Raw genomic sequence first — 19,560 nt, 5'->3', positions numbered from 1 at the left:
TGCCTAGCAGGGTAAACAGGGCTTGACGGCAGGGGGGAGTTTACTGCCTTATCATCCCAGCAGCCGAGCCGTGGTTTTCATTTGTTTTTTGGCGTGTTTTGCTGTGGGTGGCAGGTGCTGCGGTATCATACGACTCGCGGTGCCAGGCAGATCAAGATGCGCCTGTGCGCCTGTTCAAATTGGTCTTTTCTGAGCTGACTTCTACCCTGTGCGTCTAACCCAGATCAAACTAGCTGGTTTCAAATCCTTTGTGGACCCGACCTCCATTCCAACTCCCAGTCAGTTGGTTGGCGTTGTCGGGCCCAACGGCTGTGGAAAATCCAACATCATCGATGCGGTGCGCTGGGTGCTGGGCGAGAGCAAAGCCTCCGAGCTGCGTGGCGAGTCCATGCAGGACGTGATTTTCAACGGCTCCTCGCAACGCAAACCGGCGGGTCGCGCATCGGTTGAGCTGGTTTTCGATAATTCTGAGGGGCGGGCCTCCGGTCAGTGGAGTACCTATGCCGAGATCTCGGTACGACGTGTGCTGAGCCGGGACGGAACCAGCAGCTATTTTCTGAACAATCAGGCTGTTCGCCGGCGTGACATTCACGACATTTTCCTGGGTACGGGCCTGGGGGCGCGTGGTTACGCCATTATCGGGCAGGGCATGATCAACCGTCTGATTGAAGCCAAGCCGGAAGAATTACGCGTGTTTCTGGAAGAAGCCGCGGGCGTGTCGCGCTACAAGGAGCGCCGTCGCGAAACAGAAAGCCGCTTGCGTGATACCCGTGAAAACCTGCTGCGTGTGGAAGATATCCAGAGAGAACTGGATGCGCAGCTGGAGAAATTGCAGGCGCAAGCCGAAGTGGCGCGCCAGTATCGTGACTTGCAGCAAGATGGTGAGCTCAAGCAAAACCTGCTGTGGCTGCTGAAAGAGTCCAATGCGCAGGGCGATCAAAAAGCCCGTTTTCTGGCGATTGAGCAGGCTCAGACCAAGCTGGAAGAATCCATTGCCGGTTTGCGGCATACCGAATCCACGCTGGAATCCCAGCGACAAGCTCATTTGCAGGCTGGCGATGCCTTGCATCTGGCGCAAAGCCAGCTGTATGAAGCAGGCTCTCAAGTGTCCAGCCTGGAAGCAGAAATCCGCCACGTGCTGGATTCACGCAGCCGTATGGCGCAGCGCCGAGAGCAACTGGAACAACAGCAGCACGACTGGGTAGAACAACAGGAACATTGTCAGCTGGAGCTGGAAAACAGCGAGCAGCAACGCGAAGAAGCTGCTGTAAAGCTGGAAGAATTACAGATTCTGCTGGAAGAGGCTCAAGGAGCCTTGCCCGATCTGGAACTGCGTGTACGCGAACAGGCCCAGCGTCGGGACGAAATGCGCATGGCGTTGGCTCGTCTGGAGCAGAATCTGGCGTTGGCTGCGCAATCGCAGCGTGATGCGGATCGCCAGATTCAAGGCGTGGAGCAGCGTCAGGAGCGCTTGAAGCAGGAACTGCGCGAACTCAATGCCCCGGATCCGGACAATCTGGAACGTCTGCAAGGTGATCTGAACATGCTGCAAAATCAGTTGCAGCAAGCTCAGGAGCATATGCAGCATCTGGAAGCCCAGCTCCCCCGACTGGAAGAAGAACGCAAGAAGGCGCAGGAACAAGCCTTGCAAGGCGGGCAGGATATGGCTCGTCTGGAAGCGCGCCATCTGGCCTTGAGCCGTCTGCAGGAAGACGTGGCCCGCAAGGGAACCCTGGAACCCTGGCTGGCCAAGCACGGGCTGGAGAGCATGAAGCGTCTTTGGCAAAGCCTGGACGTGGAGAAGGGCTGGGAAACCGCACTGGAAGCCGTGCTGCGCGAGCGCATGACGGCTTTGGAGCTGCGCCGCCTGGATATGGCCGCTGCTTTCGCCAGTGATGCGCCACCAGCCCGTTTAAGTTTTTATCAGCTGCCTGAAGCCGGGGCACCGGCCAAGCCTGCCCTGGACCTGCCCTTGCTGACTTCGGTATTGCGACAGCAGGAAGGTGGATTACGCAGTTTGCTGGATAACTGGTTGCATCAGGTCTATGTCTGTCAGGATCTAAAGCAGGCCCTGAGCCTGCGCGAGCAACTGACAGATCAAATGGCCATCGTGGTGCGTGACGGTCATTTGGTGGATAAGCACAGCATTCGCTTTTATGCACCGGACTCCGAACAGGCCGGGATGCTGGCTCGTCAGCAGGAAATTGCGCATCTGGAGCGAGAGCTGCGTGGCGCTCAACTGATTGTGGATGAGCTGGGTCATACCAGCACCCAGGCCGAAATGGCCTTGCAGCAAGTGCGTAACGGTCTGGTCCCGGCCCGAACCCGTGTGGGCGAGCTGACGGCTCGTATGCACGATGTGCAACTGGAACACTCCAAGCTGGCCCAGCAGGCGCAACAATCGCAAGAGCGCGGTGGCCGCATCAATGAAGAGCTGGAAGAACTGGCCGTGCAGCGCGAAGAGCTGCAAGCGAACCGCGAGGAGTTCGAGGCCCGTTTTGAAACGCTGGACGAAGAACTGGCCGAGCATCAAGGCGTGTTTGCCGAAGCACAGATGGAAGGTGAGAAGGGCGCGGAACTGGCGGAACAGGCTCGCCGTACCGTACACGAACGTGAACGCGCCGTGCATGATGCCCAGTTTGCCGAGCGTGCTTTGGTGCAGCGCATGGCTGAGCTGGAGCGCAATCTGGCCCTGGCGCAGGAGCAGGCACAACGCACGGCCGGTCAGCTGGAGGGTTTGCAAGGTGAACTGCTGGATCTGGATGCCTCTGCCGCGCAAGCCGGTTTGCAGGACGCGCTGGAATTGCGCGCCGAACGTGAAGAAGCCGTTCGTCTGGCAAAAATTCAGCTTGATACCTTGGCTGCTCAATTGCGTGAGCATGAGCAGGCCCGTGCCGAGAACGAAAAGAATCTGGGGCCTTTGCGTGAGCAAGTCACCGAATTGCAGTTGCAGGAACAAGCGTCGCGTCTGGCGGTCGAACAGTTTGCTGAACAGCTGGATAGTAGAAAGGTAAACCGTTCCGAACTGTGGAGCTTGTTACAGGAAAAGACACCGGAATGGCAGCGTGTGGGCTGGTTGCAGTCTGAAGTACAGCGTATCTCGCGCCAGATTGAAGGCCTGGGCCCGGTGAACCTGGCGGCCCTTGAAGAGCTGACTACCGCCCAGGAACGCAAGACCTATCTGGATGCCCAGCATAAAGATTTGAGTGATGCCATCGAGACCCTGGAAGATGCGATTCGCAAGATTGACCGCGAGACACGCCAGTTGCTCATGGAAACATTCAACATCGTTAATCAGCACTTTGGCGAGCTTTTCCCAAGGCTATTTGGTGGTGGAGAGGCTAAACTGACGATGGTGGGCGATGAAGTGCTGGAAGCCGGGGTGCAGGTCATGGCCCAACCACCGGGCAAGCGCAATAGCACGATTCATTTGCTCTCTGGTGGTGAAAAGGCATTGACCGCGACAGCGCTGGTTTTTGCCTTCTTCAAGCTGAATCCCGCCCCGTTTTGTTTGCTGGACGAGGTGGATGCGCCGCTGGATGATGCGAATACCGAACGCTATGCCAATCTGGTGGCCAGCATGAGCGACCAAACCCAGTTTTTATTTATTTCTCACAATAAAATTGCCATGCAGATGGCCAAACAACTGATCGGGGTCACGATGCAAGAGCAAGGTGTGTCCCGAATTGTGGCAGTGGACGTAGACGCTGCCATGCAAATGAGCAGTGTGTAAGCCTGTTTTTTTTAATCCGCTAGTGTTGATTCGACGGAACTGACAATGAGTGATTTGCAAATCGCACTGATTTTATTGGGCATTTTGCTCATCTTGCTCGTGGTGGTCTTTAACTGGTGGCAAGACCGCCGAGTGCGCCAGCAGATGCAAAGCCAATTCCCGGATGGGGACACCGATCCCTTGATGAGCCAGTTGACCGAGCTGGAACGCCGCGAGCCCAGCATGACGCGTGGCGGTGATTCTGCGCCTGCTGATGGTGAGCACGATGCGGCCGAGGCCGATTGCACCACCGAGGCCGTCATCGATATCAGTTTCAGCCAGCCTGTGGATGCTCAGGATCTGGCCCAGGCCTTGCAGTCTGTCTCCCGTACGGGTGGCAAGCCTGTGCGTTATTTCGCTGAATGTGAAGGGGGCGGTCATCGCGCCCGTCTGCGTTCGGGCGAGTCTTACGCCAGCATGCAGATTGCCGTTTTGCTGGCCAATCGCAGCGGCCCCTTGTCGGCAATTGAGTGGTCGCAGGTCTGGATGGCTGCGCAAGCGCTGGCACAACAGTTTGATGGTTCGGTAGAAGGTCCTGAACAGGATGACGTGCTGCGTCGTGCGGCCGCCCTGGATAACACCTGCGCCGATCTGGATGCTCTGGTGGGCGTGTCGGTGCGTTTGCCCGGCCCCATGCCTGCGTCTTCCGTGATTCAGACGGTCAAGGATGCCGGCTTTTTGCCCTTTGGCCAGCAACTGGCCTGGTTGGCAGATTCGGGTCAGCCCCGTTTCACCGCCATGTTCGATGGCGCACAACCTAAAGATATTCAGTCGGCCAGCATTGAGCGTATCGATCTGCTGCTGGATTTGCCCAACAGCCCGGCGGACGATCATGCCTTCAGCCGCATGGCAACCGTGGCCCGTGATCTGGCCAGCCGTCTGGATGGCGTGGTGCTGGATGATCAAGGTCGCCCCTTGCCCGAGAGCACCGATCAAAACATTGATGAACAACTAAGTAATCTGTACGAACGCCTGGAGCAGGCTGGCTTTACAGCAGGCCAGGAACGTACAGGCAGGATTTTTTCGTGAGTTTGAAGCGAGTACAGCAGTTACATGAAGAACTGGCCCAGCATAACTGGGCCTATTACGTTCAGGATGCGCCCAGCATTTCGGACGCGCAATACGACGCATTGATGAACGAGCTGCTGGCGCTGGAAGCCGAGCACCCGGAATGGATTACCCCAGATTCACCCACGCAACGCGTGGGTGCAGCGCCTCTGGACGGCTTTGACACGGTTCAGCACGCGGTTCCCATGCTGTCCCTGGGCAATGCCTTTGATGACGAGGAAGTGCAGGCTTTTGACAAGCGTGTGGCCGATACTCTGGTCGAAGCCGGGGTAGTGGGCTTGGATCGCCGGGTCGATTATCTGGCTGAATACAAATTTGACGGCCTGGCGATCAGCCTGCGCTATGAGCAAGGCCTGTTGGTACAGGCATCGACGCGCGGTGATGGCACCACGGGCGAGGACGTCACCAGCAATATCCGTACCATCAAATCCATTCCTCTGCGCTTGCGCGGTGATGCGGCGCAATTGCCCGCCGTGCTGGAAGTGCGGGGCGAGGTCCTGATGAACCGCGCGGACTTTGAGCGCCTGAACGAAAACCAGACCAAGCGTGGCGAGAAAGTCTTTGTGAATCCGCGCAATGCGGCCGCAGGCAGCTTGCGTCAGTTGGACCCGAAAATTACTGCCAAACGGCCTTTGCGCTTTTTTGCCTATGGTTGGGGTGAAGTCAGCCCCATGCCTGCCGCGAATCAGCCACAAAGTGCCTTGTTTGCAGAACCCACCGGCGATGCGCTGCCCCGTGATACCCAATCGGGCATGATGGATTGGCTGGAAAGCCTGGGCATGCCCTTAAGTCACGACCGTAAAGTCGTGAAGGGTGTGCAGGGCCTGCTGGATTTCTATGGTGAAACTCAGCAACGTCGCCCCGGTTTGCCCTTTGAAATTGACGGTGTGGTCTACAAGGTCAACTCCCTGGCCGCGCAGCGTGTTCTGGGCTATGTGGCCCGTGCGCCGCGTTTTGCTGTTGCTCATAAATTCCCCGCGCAAGAAGAAATGACGCGTGTGGAAAGCATCGAGTTTCAAGTAGGCCGCACGGGGGTTGTCACGCCGGTTGCGCGTTTGAAGCCGGTCTTTGTGGGCGGTGTCACGGTTACCAATGCCACGCTGCATAACGAAGACGAAGTGCGTCGCAAAGATGTGCGTGCTGGCGATACCGTCGTGGTGCGCCGTGCCGGTGATGTGATCCCTGAAGTGGTTGCCGTGGTGCTGGAACAGCGCCCAGAGGGCAGCATGCCTTTCGAGATGGTCAAGGAATGCCCGGCTTGTCATTCTGCTTTGGAACGTCTGGATGGCGAGTCCGCCTGGCGTTGTACCGGCGGCCTGATTTGTCCTGCCCAGCGCAAGCAAACCCTGATTCATGCGGCCAGCCGTAAAGCGCTGGACATTGAAGGCCTGGGTGAAAAGCTGGTGGACCAGTTGGTGGAAACAGGTCTGGTCCATACCCTGGCCGATATTTTCAAGCTGAAAGTCGAAAAGCTGGTGCTGCTGGAGCGCATGGGACGCAAGTCGGCCGAGAACCTGATCGAGGCTATCGACAAGGTACGTGAGCCGGCCTTGAATCGCCTGATTTACGCTCTGGGTATCCGTCATGTGGGTGAAACCACGGCGCGCGATCTGGCGCAGCATTTTGGCTCCTTGCAGGCCTTGGAGCAGGCCGAGGAAGAAGCGCTGCTGCAAGTCAATGAAGTAGGCCCAGTGGTAGCGGCTTCCGTGCGGCACTTCTTCCAGGAACCACATAATCGTGAGGCCCTGGATGCTTTGCTGGCGGCGGGAGTGACACCTCAGCAGGCACAAGCCCGCGCCAATAGCGCTAATCTGCCGCTGGCGGGCAAAACGGTCGTCATTACAGGCACGCTCCCCAGCATGAGCCGCGACGAGGCTACACGCCGCGTATTGGAAGCAGGAGGCAAGGCCAGTGGTTCGGTCTCCAAAAAGACTGCTTATGTGCTGGCCGGTGCAGAGGCTGGTTCCAAGCTGACCAAGGCGCAGGAGTTAGGCGTGACTATTCTGGACGAAGCCCAGTTTCTGGCTTTATTGGTGGGTGAATAGCACAGGGCGAGAAGAAATCCCGGTAGCTGGTACGCTTGGCTTTATTGCCAAGGTCCATGATCCAGCAGGATATTTGCCCTGGTAGCTGTTTTTCGACTTTTAGGCAGTGCGCTAACCACGCACTGCCTTTTGTTTTAATGCGCGTTGAGTCGTCCTGGTAGTGATTCAGTAGTGATCTGCGCTGGTAGTCACCGCATGAACGACCTCCAGTGCAGGAGGTCTTCCCTACAAACAAATATGGCGCCCTGGAGGCGCCATATTTGTTTTTCCTGCCAGCCGCTTTATCGGGAAGACAAAGCGGCCATTAAAGCCATTACTTGATGTTGGCTTCTTTCAGGATTTTTTGCTGGTACTCGGCCAGCTTGCGCTGACGCATCATTTCTTCCAGCTGGGGCTTGACTTCAGCCATGGCCGGGAAGGTAACAGGGCGGGAGTCATCCACCTGGATGATGTGCCAGCCAAACTGCGACTGCACAGGTGCAGCGCTCAGCTCGCCTTTCTTCATCTTTTCTACAGCCTGAGCGAACTCGGGTACGTAGGTGGCGCTAGGCGCCCAGCCCAGATCGCCGCCTTGCTGGCCGCTACCGGTGTCGATGGAGTCTTTCTTGGCGGCATCAGCAAAGCTGATTTTCTTGGACTTGATCTTGGCCAGCAGGTCTTTGGCTGCGGCTTCGTCCTTGACCAGAATGTGGCGCACCTTGTATTCCTGCTGACCTTCTTCCATCGCCTTGATGGTGTTGTATTCCTTGGTCAGGTCGGCGTCGGTGACGGGGTTCTTTTTCAGGTAGTCAGCCATCAGGGCACGGACCAGAATGCTCTGGCGGGCCAGTTCCAGCTCTTGCTGAACCTGGTTGCTCTTGTCGATACCGGCTTTTTCAGCGGCTTGCACCACGGCCAGACGGTTGACCATTTCTTGTTTGACTTGCTCACGCAGCTCGGGCGAGTCCTTGGCGCCTTGCTCGACCAGAACGGCGACGAACTGATCCAGGTCTTTTTGCGTGAGGTTTTTGCCGTTTACGGTGGCAATCGTCTGTGCATAGACGGGAGCAGCCATAGCGCAGGTCAGGGCAAATGCGGCAATACGTTTCATGGGCATCCTTAAGCGGTGGTTTTGGCTTGAATAGCCAATGCGTGAATCGGGAAAGGCATTAGATCGTGGACGCGATCATACACAAGTCTGTGTCGTGCCAGCGTTGAAATTCCATCAAATTGTTTCGAGGCGATGATCACCCGAAAGTGGCTTGCACCACCTTGTGCACCGGCATGGCCCGCATGCAGGTGGGATTCATTGATGATGTCCAGTTCCGACGGTTCCAGTGTCTGGAGCCGTTCGTGAATCAGGGAAGCAAGTGCGTCTGTCATGGCGAAATCAAGATTTTGGGGGAGTGGAGTTGTCGGAAGAGTCTTGCAGGTAGCGGCCCAGCCACAAGGATTGGGCAACGACAAACACCAGCATCAAACCCAGCAGGCCAAAGGCCTTGAAGTTGACCCATTGGGACTCGGTAAAGTGGCCCGAGAAGGCAACGTACAGATTGACCAGGCCCATGGCAACAAAAAAGCTGGCCCAGACCAGGTTTAATTTGTCCCAGACATGGCCGGGCAACACCAGGTGGGTGCCCATGAATTTTTGCATCAGGTTGCGATGCATCAGGTAGCGTCCGCCCAGCAGCACCAGCGCAAAGATCCAGTACAGCACCGTGGGTTTCCAGCGGATGAAGACATCGTTGTGGAAAAACAGGGTGGCACCGCCAAAGACCACAATGACGGCCAGATTGATCCAGTGCGAGGTCTCGATCGCCTTGCTGGTGAACTTCAGCCAGAGTATCTGCAGAACCGAGGCGGCCATGGCCACGCCGGTAGCGACATAGATGTCGGAGAAGCGAAACGCCAGAAAGAACAGTACGAGCGGGAATAGATCAAATAAGAGCTTCTTCATGCTTCGGGTTCAAAAGTCATGGACAGGGAGTTAATGCAATATCGTAGCCCAGTAGGTGGGGGACCGTCTTCAAAGACATGGCCCAAATGAGCATCGCAGACATTGCACAGCACTTCGGTACGGCGCATGCCGTGGCTGGTATCCAGTTCCTCGCGCACATTATCCGGGTTCAGGGGAGTGAAGTAGCTGGGCCAGCCGCAACCGGCATCAAACTTGGTGTCCGAGGCAAACAGGGGCGTGCCGCAACCGACGCAGCGGTAAATGCCAGGCGTGGTGGTGTCCCAGTAGCGCCCGGTAAAGGCACGTTCCGTCCCTTTTTGACGGGTGACATAGAATTCTTCGGGGCTGAGCTGGGCGCGCCATTCAGCCTCGGTTTTACGTACTTTTTCCACGTGTGCTGCCTTATGAAAAACAGATCAATGCCTACAGGAGGCGCAGTCCTACATAGTAATCGACAATTAGAGTGCGTTTGGAACAGAGGGTTCCAAAGTGCAGATCTTCCTGACTCCCAAGTGGGCTCCCCGGTGAAGAAAATCGCGGAACCGGGCACTTAATTAGTGAGCTATCACTTTAGTTAGTGCACTATTTAAACTTTTAATATTTAAGGTAAACACCAATATCTGAAATCCGCGTGACTTGATACGTTTCTGGTATGTGCTGGTGATTATCTGTATTACGATTTTTTGACCGTTAAATCGGTCCACAACAATGAACAAAATTTGGGAGAAAAGGATGAACTGCATTACTACTGGTCGCCTGACGACATTGGCTGCAGCCCTGGCTTTGAGCCTGCCCGTGGCCGTGTCCGCGCAGATCAAGGTGGGTGTGACGGTGGCAGCGACAGGACCGGCGGCCTCGCTGGGCATTCCTGAGCGCAATACAGTCAGCCTGCTGCCTACCGAAGTGGCTGGCCAGAAAATCGAGTACATCGTTCTGGACGATGCAACCGATACCACGGTGGCCGTGCGCAATATGCGCAAGCTGATCACCGATGACAAAGTGGACGTGGTGATCGGTACTTCCGTGACCCCCGGTTCCCTGGCCATGGTGGACGTTGCTGGCGAAACCAAGACTCCGATGATCAGTGTGGCCGCCAACGCCAAGATTGTTGATCCTGTGGAAGGCGCCCGTACCTGGGTGTTCAAGACCCCTCAGAATGACCAGTTGATGGCTGGCGCCCTGGCTGATGCCATGGTCAAGCAGAACGTCAAAACCCTGGGCTTTATCGGCTACAACGACGCCTACGGTGATGGCTGGCTGAACGTGATTACCGAAGCTGCTCAAGCCAAAGGCATCAAGGTGCTGGGCGCCGAGCGCTATGGTCGTAACGACACCAGTGTGACCGGTCAGGTTCTGAAGCTGCTGGGCACCAAGCCTGATGCCGTTCTGATCGCCGGTTCCGGTACCCCTGTTGCCTTGCCTCAGCGTGAACTGAAAGGCCGTGGCTACGCCGGCATCATTTACCAAACACACGGTGCTGCCAACAGCGACGTGCTGCGTGTGTGTGGCAAAGACTGTAACGACATGATCTTGCCAGCCGGTCCTTTGCTGGTTGCCGAACAACTGCCTGACAGCAGCTCGGTGAAAAAGACCGCCATGGAGTACAAGGAAAAATACGAAGCCAAGTACGGTGAAGGCTCCATCAATACCTTTGGTGGCCACATGTGGGATGCCGGTCTGCTCGTGACCGAAGCCATTCCGGAAGCCCTGAAGTCCGGTGCCAAGCCAGGTACCCCCGAGTTCCGCGCAGCCCTGCGTGACGCTCTGGAACAAACCAAGGAACTGGCAGCTTCCCAAGGTGTGTTCAACATGTCCGCAACGGACCACGCCGGTCTGGACAAACGTGCCCACGTGATTGTGAAAGTGGTCGACGGTAAATGGACGTATCAGCCTGATCTGTAATATCTGACAGGCAAAAACCGGCTCAATAGCCGGTTTTTTCCAAGGCGGGTGCTGGATGATCCTGGCACCCGTTCCCGCTACAGGCCTGCGTTTGCCGTAAGCCCTTTGCCCTTTTTGTTGTACAGGATGTTGTCCGACATGGATACCACCATCGCTTTAATTTTGTTGCAGGATGGCATATTGAATGGCGCCATCTATGCCTTGCTCGGGCTCGCCCTGGTTCTTGTTTTCCTGGTTACCCGCGTTATCTTTATCCCGCAAGGTGAGTTTGTCACCTTTGGCGCCTTGACCCTGGCCTTTGTGGTCAATGGCCGCATGCCGGGAACCGTTATTTTGCTATTGATCGCCGGTGCTCTGGTGTTCTTGCTGGAGTTGCTCTCCGCCTTGCGCAGCCGCAGTCTGGCCGGCATGCCACGCAAGTTTCTGGTCAATATCGTGATCCCTGTCGCGGTGTACTTTGCCGCTCCCGCCATTGTCAGCTCGCAGCTGCCATTGTGGGTAGCCGTGCTGTTCTCGCTGGCGGTTGTGATTCCTCTGGGCCCTATGGTCTATCGCCTGGTGTATCAGCCTATCGCTGAAGCCAGTGTGCTGGTGTTGCTGATTACCTCGGTGGCCGTGCACTTTGCGCTGACGGGTCTGGGTCTGGTGTTCTTTGGTCCGGAAGGCTGGCGCACGCCTCCTTTCATGGAAGGTGAAGTGTCCCTGGGCGCCGTGAGCTGGTCCGCACAAACCTTCTTTGTGATGGGCGCTTGCGTGGTCCTGATTCTGGCCTTGTGGGGCTTTTTCGGTAAGACCCTGTATGGTCGCGCCCTGCGTGCAACGGCGGTGAACCGTCGTGGTGCCCGTCTGGTGGGTATCAGCACCAATATGTCCGGCTCGCTGACCTTCACCCTGGCTGCGGCCATTGGTGCCTTGTCCGGCATGCTGATCGCTCCTGTGACGACCATCTATTACGACACGGGCTTTTTGATCGGTCTCAAGGGCTTTGTGGCGGCCATTTTTGGCGGCCTGATCAGCTACCCCGTTACCCTCCTGGGTGCCTTGTTCCTGGGGGTTCTGGAAGCGTTTTCCTCTTTCTGGGCCAGTGCCTACAAAGAAGTTATTGTATTTACCATGGTGATACCGGTGTTGTTGTGGCGCTCCTTCGGTAGCAAGCACGTGGATGATGAGGAGTAAATCACATGAGACACTGGCTGACGCTACTATTTATCGCGGTTCTATTGGTTTTGCCGCAGCTGGGCGCAACGCCCGAATTCTGGATTACCCAGCTTAACTATATTGGTTTGACCAGCCTGGTTGTGCTGGGTCTGGTGTTGCTGACTGGTGTGGGTGGTCTGACTTCGTTTGGTCAGGCTGCGTTTGTGGGCCTGGGCGCCTACACCACGGCCTATCTGACCGCTCGTCTGGGCTGGTCACCCTGGTTCAACTTGCTGATCGGCATGGCAGTGACCATGATGGTTGCCTACATTCTGGGTGCGATCACACTGCGTTTGTCCGGCCACTTCCTGCCCCTGTGTACCCTGGCGTGGGGTCTGGCCTTGTACTACCTGTTCGGCAACCTGGAATTTCTGGGTCAGTATGACGGTATTTCCGGTATTGCTCCTTTGGAGTTCTTCGGTATTTCCCTGTCCTCCGGCCGGGATATTTACTACCTGATCTGGGCTTTTGCCTTGCTGGCCATGTGGGGTACGCGCAACCTGCTGAACTCTCGTCCAGGACGTGCCATTCGCGCTCTGAAACACGGCAGTGGTATGGCCGAGTCCTTTGGCGTGAACATGGGCAACTACAAGGTCATTGTGTTCGTGTACGCCGCCTTGCTGGCTTGTGTGTCCGGTTGGCTTTACGCGCACTACCAGCGCGCCGTGTCGCCCAGCCCCTTCGGTTTGAACTACGGTATTGAATACCTGTTCATGGCTGTGTTGGGCGGAGCAGGCAGTGTATGGGGTGCTGTTCTGGGTTCGGCCCTGGTGCTGAGCCTGAAAGACCAGTTGCAGAACTGGTTGCCCAAGCTGCTCAATACCGACATCAACTTCGAGCTGATCGTTTTCGGTATCTTGATGGTGCTGATTTTGCAGTACGCCCGCGACGGTTTGTGGCCCATCCTGCACAAGGGCTGGGAACAGATTTTCGGTGCACAGAAGCGTAATCAGGCGGCTCCTCCACAAGCCGAGGCCTTGCCTCAGCGTGAGCGTCCTCAGGCCGGTTCGCTGGTTCTGGAAGTGAACAAGATCCGCAAGGAGTTCGGTGGCCTGGTGGCTGTGAATGACATCAGCTTCACCTTGAGTGCGGGTCAGATCATGGGCCTGATCGGTCCTAACGGTGCAGGCAAGAGCACAACCTTCAACCTGATTACCGGCGTACTGTCGGCAACCAGCGGTCAGGTCAGCTTCCTGGGCAAGCGTATTGATGGTCAGCCTGCTCGCGAGATTTCTCGTCTGGGCGTGGGCCGTACCTTCCAGCACGTACAGTTGCTGCCAACCATGACCGTGCTGGAAAACGTGGCACTGGGCGCTCACTTGCGCCGCAAGGTGGGTGTGGTCTCGGCTGTCTTGCATACCGAACGCCGTAGCGAAGCCGAGCTGCTGCACGAAGCCGCTGTTCAGCTGGAGCGTGTGGGTCTGGGGGACTACCTGTACGAAGAAGCGGGCAATCTGGCCCTGGGTCAGCAGCGTATTCTGGAAATTGCCCGAGCTCTGGCCTCCGATCCGCTGCTTTTGCTGCTGGACGAACCGGCTGCTGGCTTGCGCTACAAGGAAAAGCAGGAACTGGCCAAAGTGCTGGATCAACTGCGTAGCGAAGGCATGAGCATTCTGCTGGTTGAGCATGACATGGACTTTGTCATGAATTTGACGGACAAGCTGGTTGTCATGGATTTTGGCACCAAGCTGGCCGAAGGTTTGCCCAAGGAAATTCAGGAAAATCCAGCGGTGCTGGAAGCCTACCTGGGTGGTATTGATGACGACCTGGATCTGGATCAGGTCAATGAGCCCGCCTCGGCAGGAGCAGCGCTATGAGTTCGGCACAATCGAAAGACATTATCCTGAAGGTAGACAATCTGGCGGCTCAGTACGGCAAAGTCAGTGCCGTGATGGGCGCCAGCCTGGACGTGCGAGCAGGCAGCATTGTGACCGTGATTGGTGCCAACGGTGCCGGTAAATCCACCTTGCTGAACTCCATGATGGGCTCCTTGCCCAGCGTGGGCCGCAGCACCGGCTCGGTGCAGTACGAAGGGCAGGAGATCAGCCACTGGGAAGTGGAGCGTCGCGTGGCAGCCGGTATTTCCCTGGTGCCAGAGCGCCGCGAGCTGTTTGGCAGCATGACAGTGGAAGACAATCTGCTGCTGGGCGGTTTCCGCCTGTATCGCGCCCGCCACCCCGGCTGGCGCGACACCATGGACAAGGTCTATACCCTGTTCCCACGCTTGAAAGAGCGTCGTACTCAGCTGGCAGGAACTTTGTCAGGTGGGGAGCGGCAGATGCTGGCCGTAGGCCGTGCCTTGATGGCGCAACCCAAAGTGCTGATGCTGGATGAACCCAGCCTGGGCCTGGCGCCGCGTGTGGTGCGGGAGATCTTCATGATCATCGCCCGACTGCGCAGTACCGGCGTGGCCATCTTGCTGGTCGAGCAAAATGCTCGTGCCGCTTTGCAAGTGGCTGACTACGGTTATGTACTGGAGACGGGCGATGTGGTGCTGCAAGGGCCCGCGTCTGACCTGGCTCATAATCCCCGAGTGATAGAAAGCTATCTGGGCTTGGGGCAGGGCAAACGCGAGCAGGAAGAAGCGACGGCTTAGAAGCGGTAGCCGATCCCGATGGTGGCAACCACGGGGTCGAGCTTGGCTTTGCCAATGGACTGACCGTCCAGCTTCACGTCTGGGCGGATGCTGATGTAGCGTACATCGGCATTCAGGAACCAGTTCTTGTCCAGCTTGTAATCCACGCCGACCTGGGCTGCAAAACCCCAGCTGTTTTTCAGCTTCAGGTCGGAGCCAGCCAGGGCACCGCGCGACTCGGTGTCAAAGAACATGGTGTAGTTCACACCCACGCCCACATAGGGTTGGAAGTCGCTGTCAGGCAGGAAGTGGTATTGCAGGCTCAGGGTTGGGGGCAAGTGCTTGGTCTTGCCGATACGACCCAGATTGCTGTCGATATTGTGCTGGAAGGGGAAAGCGCCCAGCAGTTCAATACCGATATTGCGGGTAGCCATGTAAGTCAGCGAGAAGCTGGGGCGGGCATTATTGCCTACGTCCAGATCCACGGTGCCATTGGCAACCGAACCGTTATTGGATTTGGGAGCCACCCAAGTCACACCACCTTTGAGCAAGAAATCACCCGCTTCGTGTGTTTGGCCTTGAGGGGCGTACAAAACAGCTGCCAGTCCAACGGCGAGCAAGGACAGGTGCAGACCTGGAAACAAGTGGCGGGTTTTCATAGGAGCTCCGTAGGTATGTGTAAAGCCTACAGAGTGCATGAGGGCTGGGCCCGCGGATTTGATCCAAAGCAAGCTTCAGAGGTAGTTGGTCGCCTGACCTTGTTGTAGATCAAGTAAGCAGGATTCATGTGAGGCCGATTTGGCCTCTATGTCTGTTTTTCGCATCACCTGGTAACAGCCCGGAAATGGAAAGCCTTGGAGTTTGTCCGGTTATTCCGGGGTGGTATGGCTTAATTCGCTACGGCCGAATCGCTCGATAATTTGCCCCTGCTCCAGCACATGAAACTGATCGCTGAACTCTGCCGAGAACTGCGGGCATTGCTCGGCCAGCACAATGGTGTAGCCCTCGTTGCGCAGCGTGCAGATCAATTTGCCTAGTGTCTGGGCCTGCACCGGGGCCAAGCCCTCCGATACCTTGTCCAGAAGCAGCAGATTCACACCCGTGCGCAGCAAGCGCGCAATCGCCAGTATCTTTTGTTCGCCGGTAGACAGCTGGGTAGCCATATGGTGGCGACGCTGCTCCAGGCTGGGCAAGAGCTCGTAGATTTGTACCAGCGACATTCCGCCACCCAGGGCCGTGCCTATGGCGGGCGGCAGCAGGAGGTTTTCCTCGCAGCTCAGGCCGGTAAAGATGCTTTGTTCGTAAGGGCTGTAGCCCACACCCAGATCCGCCAGCTGATGCTGGTTCAGGTGTATGGCTTCGGTGCCTTGAATACGGATGGAGCCGCGGCGGCTATCCGTCAAACCCACGATGGCGCGTAGCATGGCGCTGCGGCCGGCCCGGTTGCGGCTCAAGACAGTGCAGATTTCGCCGGAAGCGACCTGCAAATTCAATCCGCGCAAGAGCGGAAACTCTCGGTGCCAGGCGTACAGATTCTCAATATCCAGGGCAGCCCGTGTCATGAGAACGCTCCTTGTCGTGAGTCGTCAATATGGGCCTGTACGTTGGCTGGTCGGCGCAGGAACCCGTTACGCGTCCTTTGCCTCTTACCGCGGTGATTCCATCGCCAGCAAACTATAGGCAGAGTCCTTCATGCGTTTCAGTATGGAAGCGCCGACGAAGCAAAACTATGCGGGTTTGTCATAGGATGGTCCGGTTTAATGCACTGTTTAGTAAACAAATGTTGTTAAACCGGGTATGTGTTACTTAAGTGTTAACAGTTTTCGGTTTGAAGTCGCACAAATCCGAGATACCGCACTGGGGACACTTGGGCTTGCGGGCCACACAGATGTAGCGACCGTGCAAAATCAGCCAGTGGTGGGCGTCCAGCAAAAAGGGCTTGGGGATCACTTTTTCCAGCTTCTTTTCCACTTCGACCACGTTCTTTCCGGGGGCAATGCCGGTGCGGTTCGCCACACGGAAAATATGCGTGTCCACCGCAATGGTGGGCAGGCCAAAAGCGGTGTTCAGGACGACGTTGGCGGTTTTGCGACCTACGCCTGGAAGCGCTTCCAGAGCAGCGCGGTCACAGGGAACCTTGCCTTGATGCAGGTCCAGCAGAATCTGACAGGTCTTGATGACGTTGGCAGCCTTGGTCTTGTACAGACCAATGGTCTTGATGGCTTCTCGCAGACCTTCTTCACCCATGGCCAGAATCCCTTCCGGCGTGCCATGTTCCGGGAAGAAACGGGCTGTGGCCAGATTCACGGAACGGTCTGTGGCCTGGGCCGACAGAATCACGGCAATCAGCAATTGAAAGGTGTCGGCGTATTCCAGTTCGGTGGTGGGCTTGGGGTTGGCCGCCTGAAAACGGCTGAAAATCTCGTGGCGCTTGGCAGCGTTCATGGCGTGGTTCCGCTTGCAGTCTTGCTGGCGCGCCGGGCACGGGCGCGAGCCAGGGCAGAGGCAATCGACGCCTCTCGTTTATCAGCCTGATCGGCATTGTTGGCCAGGACGGGTTTGTTGGCCAGCGTACGGGCGGCCAGATCCGAGCTTTCCTTATGCCGGGCCAGCAGACGGTCGCGGCGCTGTTCCGTGTCCAGGCGTGCCTGTATGGCCTGTTCGCTGCTCCATTCGTCGGTAGGCACCATGCTGATGCAATCCACTGGACAGGGCGGCACACAGAGCTCACAGCCCGTGCAGCGGTCGGCCAGCACGGTATGCATCAGCTTGTTGGCGCCAATAATGGCGTCCACCGGACAGGCCTGAATGCACAAGGTGCAACCAATACAGTGTTCTTCAATAATCACCGCCCGGCTGGGGCCAGTGAATTCACCACAGGATGGGTCCAGGGGCAGGGCGTCACGACCCAGCAATTCGGCCAGGGCCTGTACGCCTTCCTGCCCGCCCGGCGGGCAGCGGTTGATGGCCTCGCCCTCCAGCGCGATGGCTTGGGCATAGGGCAGACAGGCGTCGTAACCACAGCGGGTGCACTGGGTTTGAGGGAGCAGGGCGTCAATGCGCCGTATTAAGGTGTCGGACATGAATGCAAAAACGGGGCCATCTGGCCCCGTCAGAAACGGCGTAAGCCAAATATCAGTTGTGCTGACGGATGAAGTCCCTGATTTTAGGACAGATCAGCGTGCGCCAGCGGCTTCCGGAGAAAATCCCGTAATGACCACAGTTGGGCGCGGTGAATTGTTGCTTGAGTTCAGGAGCGATTTTCGCGCACAGTCCCTGAGCTGAATGGGTCTGACCCTGGCCGGAAATATCGTCCAGCTCGCCCTCAATGGTAAACAGGGCTACGCCATCAATATCCTGGGGGCGGACTTGTTCGCCATGTACGTGCCATTGGCCCTTGGGCAGGCGGTGCTCCTGGAACACGATGCGGATGGTGTCCAGATAGAACTCGGCGGGCATATCCAGCACGGCATTGTATTCGTCGTAGAAACGGCGGTGTGCTTGCGCATCGTCATCATCACCCTTGATCAGGTGCTGATAAAAATCGTAGTGCGAGCTGACGTGACGATCCGGATTCATGGCCACAAAACCCGCATGCTGCAAAAAGCCGGGGTACACACGACGGTGGGCGCCGGGGTATTTGCTTGGCACGCGATGAATCAGATTGTTTTCAAACCAGGAGTAAGACTTGGTGGTGGCCAGACGGTTCACCTCGGTAGGTGACTGACGTGTGTCGATGGGGCCACCCATCATGATCATGCTGCGCGGCATCACGGCCGAGCGACGGGTTGCCATCAGCGAGACGGCAGCCAGTACCGGCACGGTGGGTTGGCAAACCGACATGACGTGTACCTTCGGGCCCAGCGCCTGGATGAACTCCTGCACATACAGAACGTAATCGTCCAGATGGAAGGGGCCAGCCGAACGGGGCACCATGCGGGCATCAATCCAGTCGGTGACATAGACCGAGTGATCAGGCAGCAGCGCACGCACGGTTTCACGCAGCAAGGTGGCGTGGTGGCCGGACAAAGGGGCCACCAGCAAAATCGTGGGGTCCTGATCTGCTTTGGGATGATCGCGCTCGAAGTGGATCAGCCTACAGAAAGGCTTGCTCAGGTGTTCGACCTCGCGCACGGCGACGGTTTGGCCGTCAATCTGGGTTTCGTTCAGACCCCAGGCCGGCTTTTCGTAATCCTTGCCGATACGGTGTACCAGTTCAGAGGCCGCCGCCAGTTGGCGCGACAGGGGCGTATAAGCCAGTGGACTGTAAGGGTTGGAGAACCATTGAGAGCTGGTGCCGGTAAAGGCGGCCAGCGGGGCCAGAAAGGACCGCTGAAGTTCGTGCAGATCGTAAAGCATAGTGTGCGCCTTGGTGTTGCCTAATTTGATACAGAGGAATGTATATGCTTATTCCTGTGGGAAACAATACGACGTTTACCGTTCCTCTGTACTTGGGATTTTCCCTTGCTGCGGTGCGGCAAGTTTTTTTATCAAAAGGCGAGATTGGGCGCAAGAGTGGCTGGATATGAACGCAGCCACCGGGTCGGACTTCTATAGAGCAGGCTAAGGGCTTAGCGCTCCAGATACTGTAGTTTGTTCTCCACACCATTCCAGTCGTCCGCATCTTCCAGCGGTTTCTTGGAGCGGTTGATGCTGCCAAAGATGGGGGTCAGTTCGGCGTTCAGTTCGATGAAGGGAACTTGATCCTGCGGCACATCTTCTTCAGCAAAAATGGCATTGGCCGGGCATTCGGGAATACAGACGGCGCAGTCAATGCACTCGTCCGGGTCAATCACCAGAAAGTTCGGGCCTTCACGAAAACAGTCGACGGGGCACACATCCACACAATCAGTGAATTTGCACTTGATACAGTTTTCGGTGACGACGTGGGTCATTTCAGTAACACTCCTGCGGTATCGCTAAGGCGGTCAGTCACGGCAAAGGGTCGTGGATGGGGTGCGTGACAACGCACAGGGCCTGAACGATAAAAATGGGATTTAAATCGAATCTTTCGATTTTAACGAATATTCAGCTTCTTGCTTATTGAGATGGCGCAATAGCTCTC

The 19,560-nt window shown here is 56.8% G+C and carries 17 protein-coding genes; 7 read left to right on the top strand and 10 right to left on the bottom strand.

From position 1 onward, the window contains the following. Positions 1 to 208: 208 nt before the first annotated feature. Genes smc through ligA form a run of 3 tightly spaced genes read left to right on the top strand, consistent with a single transcriptional unit; the run spans position 209 to position 6,885 of the window. Positions 209 to 3,733 (top strand): chromosome segregation protein SMC, encoded by a 3,525-nt coding sequence (gene smc / locus DUD43_RS13370; RefSeq protein ID WP_153230669.1) that lies wholly within the window; start codon positions 209 to 211, stop codon positions 3,731 to 3,733. Positions 3,734 to 3,778: 45 nt separating this feature from the next. Continuing rightward, positions 3,779 to 4,801 carry a cell division protein ZipA C-terminal FtsZ-binding domain-containing protein gene (locus tag DUD43_RS13365; RefSeq protein ID WP_153230668.1) on the top strand — a complete coding sequence of 341 codons (1,023 nt, stop codon included), beginning with the start codon at positions 3,779 to 3,781 and terminating at the stop codon, positions 4,799 to 4,801. Continuing rightward, the gene (gene ligA, locus DUD43_RS13360) at positions 4,798 to 6,885 is read left to right on the top strand and encodes an NAD-dependent DNA ligase LigA (protein ID WP_153230667.1); all 2,088 of its coding nucleotides are present in this window, start codon (positions 4,798 to 4,800) and stop codon (positions 6,883 to 6,885) included. Before DUD43_RS13365 ends, ligA begins: the two co-directional genes overlap by 4 nt. A gap of 313 nt (positions 6,886 to 7,198) precedes the next feature. Here ligA and DUD43_RS13355 read toward each other — a convergent pair whose 3' ends face one another. From DUD43_RS13355 to msrB, 4 genes are read right to left on the bottom strand one after another with little or no spacing between them, the layout of a single operon-like run. Further along, entirely contained in the window at positions 7,199 to 7,975 is a 777-nt protein-coding gene (locus DUD43_RS13355; protein WP_153230666.1) for a peptidylprolyl isomerase, read from the bottom strand. 8 nt (positions 7,976 to 7,983) lie between these two features. Then, positions 7,984 to 8,247 (bottom strand): BolA family protein, encoded by a 264-nt coding sequence (locus DUD43_RS13350; RefSeq protein ID WP_088450531.1) that lies wholly within the window; start codon positions 8,245 to 8,247, stop codon positions 7,984 to 7,986. Positions 8,248 to 8,254: 7 nt separating this feature from the next. Next, positions 8,255 to 8,821, bottom strand: a complete 567-nt coding sequence (locus tag DUD43_RS13345) for a septation protein A (protein WP_153230665.1) — start codon at positions 8,819 to 8,821, stop codon at positions 8,255 to 8,257. Beyond that, on the bottom strand, positions 8,818 to 9,213 hold the full coding sequence (gene msrB, locus DUD43_RS13340; RefSeq protein ID WP_045930240.1) for a peptide-methionine (R)-S-oxide reductase MsrB: 396 nt from the start codon (positions 9,211 to 9,213) through the stop codon (positions 8,818 to 8,820). The genes DUD43_RS13345 and msrB overlap by 4 nt, the downstream gene beginning before the upstream one ends. Before the next feature lie 340 nt (positions 9,214 to 9,553). Between msrB and DUD43_RS13335 the strand changes: the two genes are divergently transcribed. From DUD43_RS13335 to DUD43_RS13320, 4 genes are all read left to right on the top strand, one after another. Further along, the gene (locus DUD43_RS13335; RefSeq protein ID WP_153230664.1) at positions 9,554 to 10,723 is read left to right on the top strand and encodes an ABC transporter substrate-binding protein; all 1,170 of its coding nucleotides are present in this window, start codon (positions 9,554 to 9,556) and stop codon (positions 10,721 to 10,723) included. A 138-nt stretch (positions 10,724 to 10,861) separates the two neighbouring features. Further along, positions 10,862 to 11,899, top strand: coding sequence for a branched-chain amino acid ABC transporter permease (locus DUD43_RS13330; protein WP_153230663.1), 1,038 nt, complete (start codon positions 10,862 to 10,864; stop codon positions 11,897 to 11,899). Positions 11,900 to 11,904: 5 nt separating this feature from the next. After that, positions 11,905 to 13,737 (top strand): ABC transporter permease subunit, encoded by a 1,833-nt coding sequence (locus DUD43_RS13325; protein WP_153230662.1) that lies wholly within the window; start codon positions 11,905 to 11,907, stop codon positions 13,735 to 13,737. Further along, positions 13,734 to 14,516, top strand: coding sequence for an ABC transporter ATP-binding protein (locus DUD43_RS13320; protein WP_026483121.1), 783 nt, complete (start codon positions 13,734 to 13,736; stop codon positions 14,514 to 14,516). The genes DUD43_RS13325 and DUD43_RS13320 overlap by 4 nt, the downstream gene beginning before the upstream one ends. Here DUD43_RS13320 and DUD43_RS13315 read toward each other — a convergent pair. From DUD43_RS13315 to fdxA, 6 genes are all read right to left on the bottom strand, one after another. Further along, positions 14,513 to 15,154 carry an OmpW/AlkL family protein gene (locus DUD43_RS13315; RefSeq protein ID WP_153230661.1) on the bottom strand — a complete coding sequence of 214 codons (642 nt, stop codon included), beginning with the start codon at positions 15,152 to 15,154 and terminating at the stop codon, positions 14,513 to 14,515. The genes DUD43_RS13320 and DUD43_RS13315 overlap by 4 nt on opposite strands. 210 nt (positions 15,155 to 15,364) lie before the next feature. Beyond that, a complete protein-coding gene (locus DUD43_RS13310) occupies positions 15,365 to 16,057 on the bottom strand; it encodes an ATP-binding cassette domain-containing protein (protein ID WP_153230660.1) in 693 nt (230 codons plus the stop codon). 244 nt (positions 16,058 to 16,301) lie between these two features. Further along, positions 16,302 to 16,940, bottom strand: coding sequence for an endonuclease III (gene nth, locus DUD43_RS13305; RefSeq protein WP_153230659.1), 639 nt, complete (start codon positions 16,938 to 16,940; stop codon positions 16,302 to 16,304). After that, positions 16,937 to 17,578, bottom strand: coding sequence for an RnfABCDGE type electron transport complex subunit B (locus DUD43_RS13300; RefSeq protein ID WP_153230658.1), 642 nt, complete (start codon positions 17,576 to 17,578; stop codon positions 16,937 to 16,939). Before DUD43_RS13300 ends, nth begins: the two co-directional genes overlap by 4 nt. Before the next feature lie 52 nt (positions 17,579 to 17,630). Beyond that, positions 17,631 to 18,854, bottom strand: coding sequence for a polyhydroxyalkanoate depolymerase (locus DUD43_RS13295; RefSeq protein ID WP_153230657.1), 1,224 nt, complete (start codon positions 18,852 to 18,854; stop codon positions 17,631 to 17,633). Positions 18,855 to 19,066: 212 nt separating this feature from the next. Next, complete coding sequence (gene fdxA, locus DUD43_RS13290; RefSeq protein ID WP_153230656.1) at positions 19,067 to 19,390, bottom strand: ferredoxin FdxA; 324 nt, start codon at positions 19,388 to 19,390, stop codon at positions 19,067 to 19,069. Positions 19,391 to 19,560 lie beyond the last annotated feature (170 nt).

This window comes from Alcaligenes faecalis (genome assembly GCF_009497775.1).
GTDB lineage: Bacteria > Pseudomonadota > Gammaproteobacteria > Burkholderiales > Burkholderiaceae_B > Alcaligenes > Alcaligenes faecalis_D.
This window is presented reverse-complemented; position numbering and strand designations above follow the sequence as displayed.

Bases quoted from the DNA above. Each gene is read 5' to 3' on its own strand.
- DUD43_RS13325 (WP_153230662.1), top strand. From the start codon at position 11,905: ATGAGACACTGGCTGACGCTACTATTTATCGCGGTTCTATTGGTTTTG.
- DUD43_RS13365 (WP_153230668.1), top strand. From the start codon at position 3,779: ATGAGTGATTTGCAAATCGCACTGATTTTATTGGGCATTTTGCTCATC.
- DUD43_RS13330 (WP_153230663.1), top strand. From the start codon at position 10,862: ATGGATACCACCATCGCTTTAATTTTGTTGCAGGATGGCATATTGAAT.
- DUD43_RS13300 (WP_153230658.1), bottom strand. From the start codon at position 17,578: ATGTCCGACACCTTAATACGGCGCATTGACGCCCTGCTCCCTCAAACC.
- DUD43_RS13310 (WP_153230660.1), bottom strand. From the start codon at position 16,057: ATGACACGGGCTGCCCTGGATATTGAGAATCTGTACGCCTGGCACCGA.
- fdxA (WP_153230656.1), bottom strand. From the start codon at position 19,390: ATGACCCACGTCGTCACCGAAAACTGTATCAAGTGCAAATTCACTGAT.
- DUD43_RS13320 (WP_026483121.1), top strand. From the start codon at position 13,734: ATGAGTTCGGCACAATCGAAAGACATTATCCTGAAGGTAGACAATCTG.
- DUD43_RS13335 (WP_153230664.1), top strand. From the start codon at position 9,554: ATGAACTGCATTACTACTGGTCGCCTGACGACATTGGCTGCAGCCCTG.
- DUD43_RS13315 (WP_153230661.1), bottom strand. From the start codon at position 15,154: ATGAAAACCCGCCACTTGTTTCCAGGTCTGCACCTGTCCTTGCTCGCC.
- DUD43_RS13345 (WP_153230665.1), bottom strand. From the start codon at position 8,821: ATGAAGAAGCTCTTATTTGATCTATTCCCGCTCGTACTGTTCTTTCTG.
- nth (WP_153230659.1), bottom strand. From the start codon at position 16,940: ATGAACGCTGCCAAGCGCCACGAGATTTTCAGCCGTTTTCAGGCGGCC.
- DUD43_RS13355 (WP_153230666.1), bottom strand. From the start codon at position 7,975: ATGAAACGTATTGCCGCATTTGCCCTGACCTGCGCTATGGCTGCTCCC.
- DUD43_RS13295 (WP_153230657.1), bottom strand. From the start codon at position 18,854: ATGCTTTACGATCTGCACGAACTTCAGCGGTCCTTTCTGGCCCCGCTG.
- DUD43_RS13350 (WP_088450531.1), bottom strand. From the start codon at position 8,247: ATGACAGACGCACTTGCTTCCCTGATTCACGAACGGCTCCAGACACTG.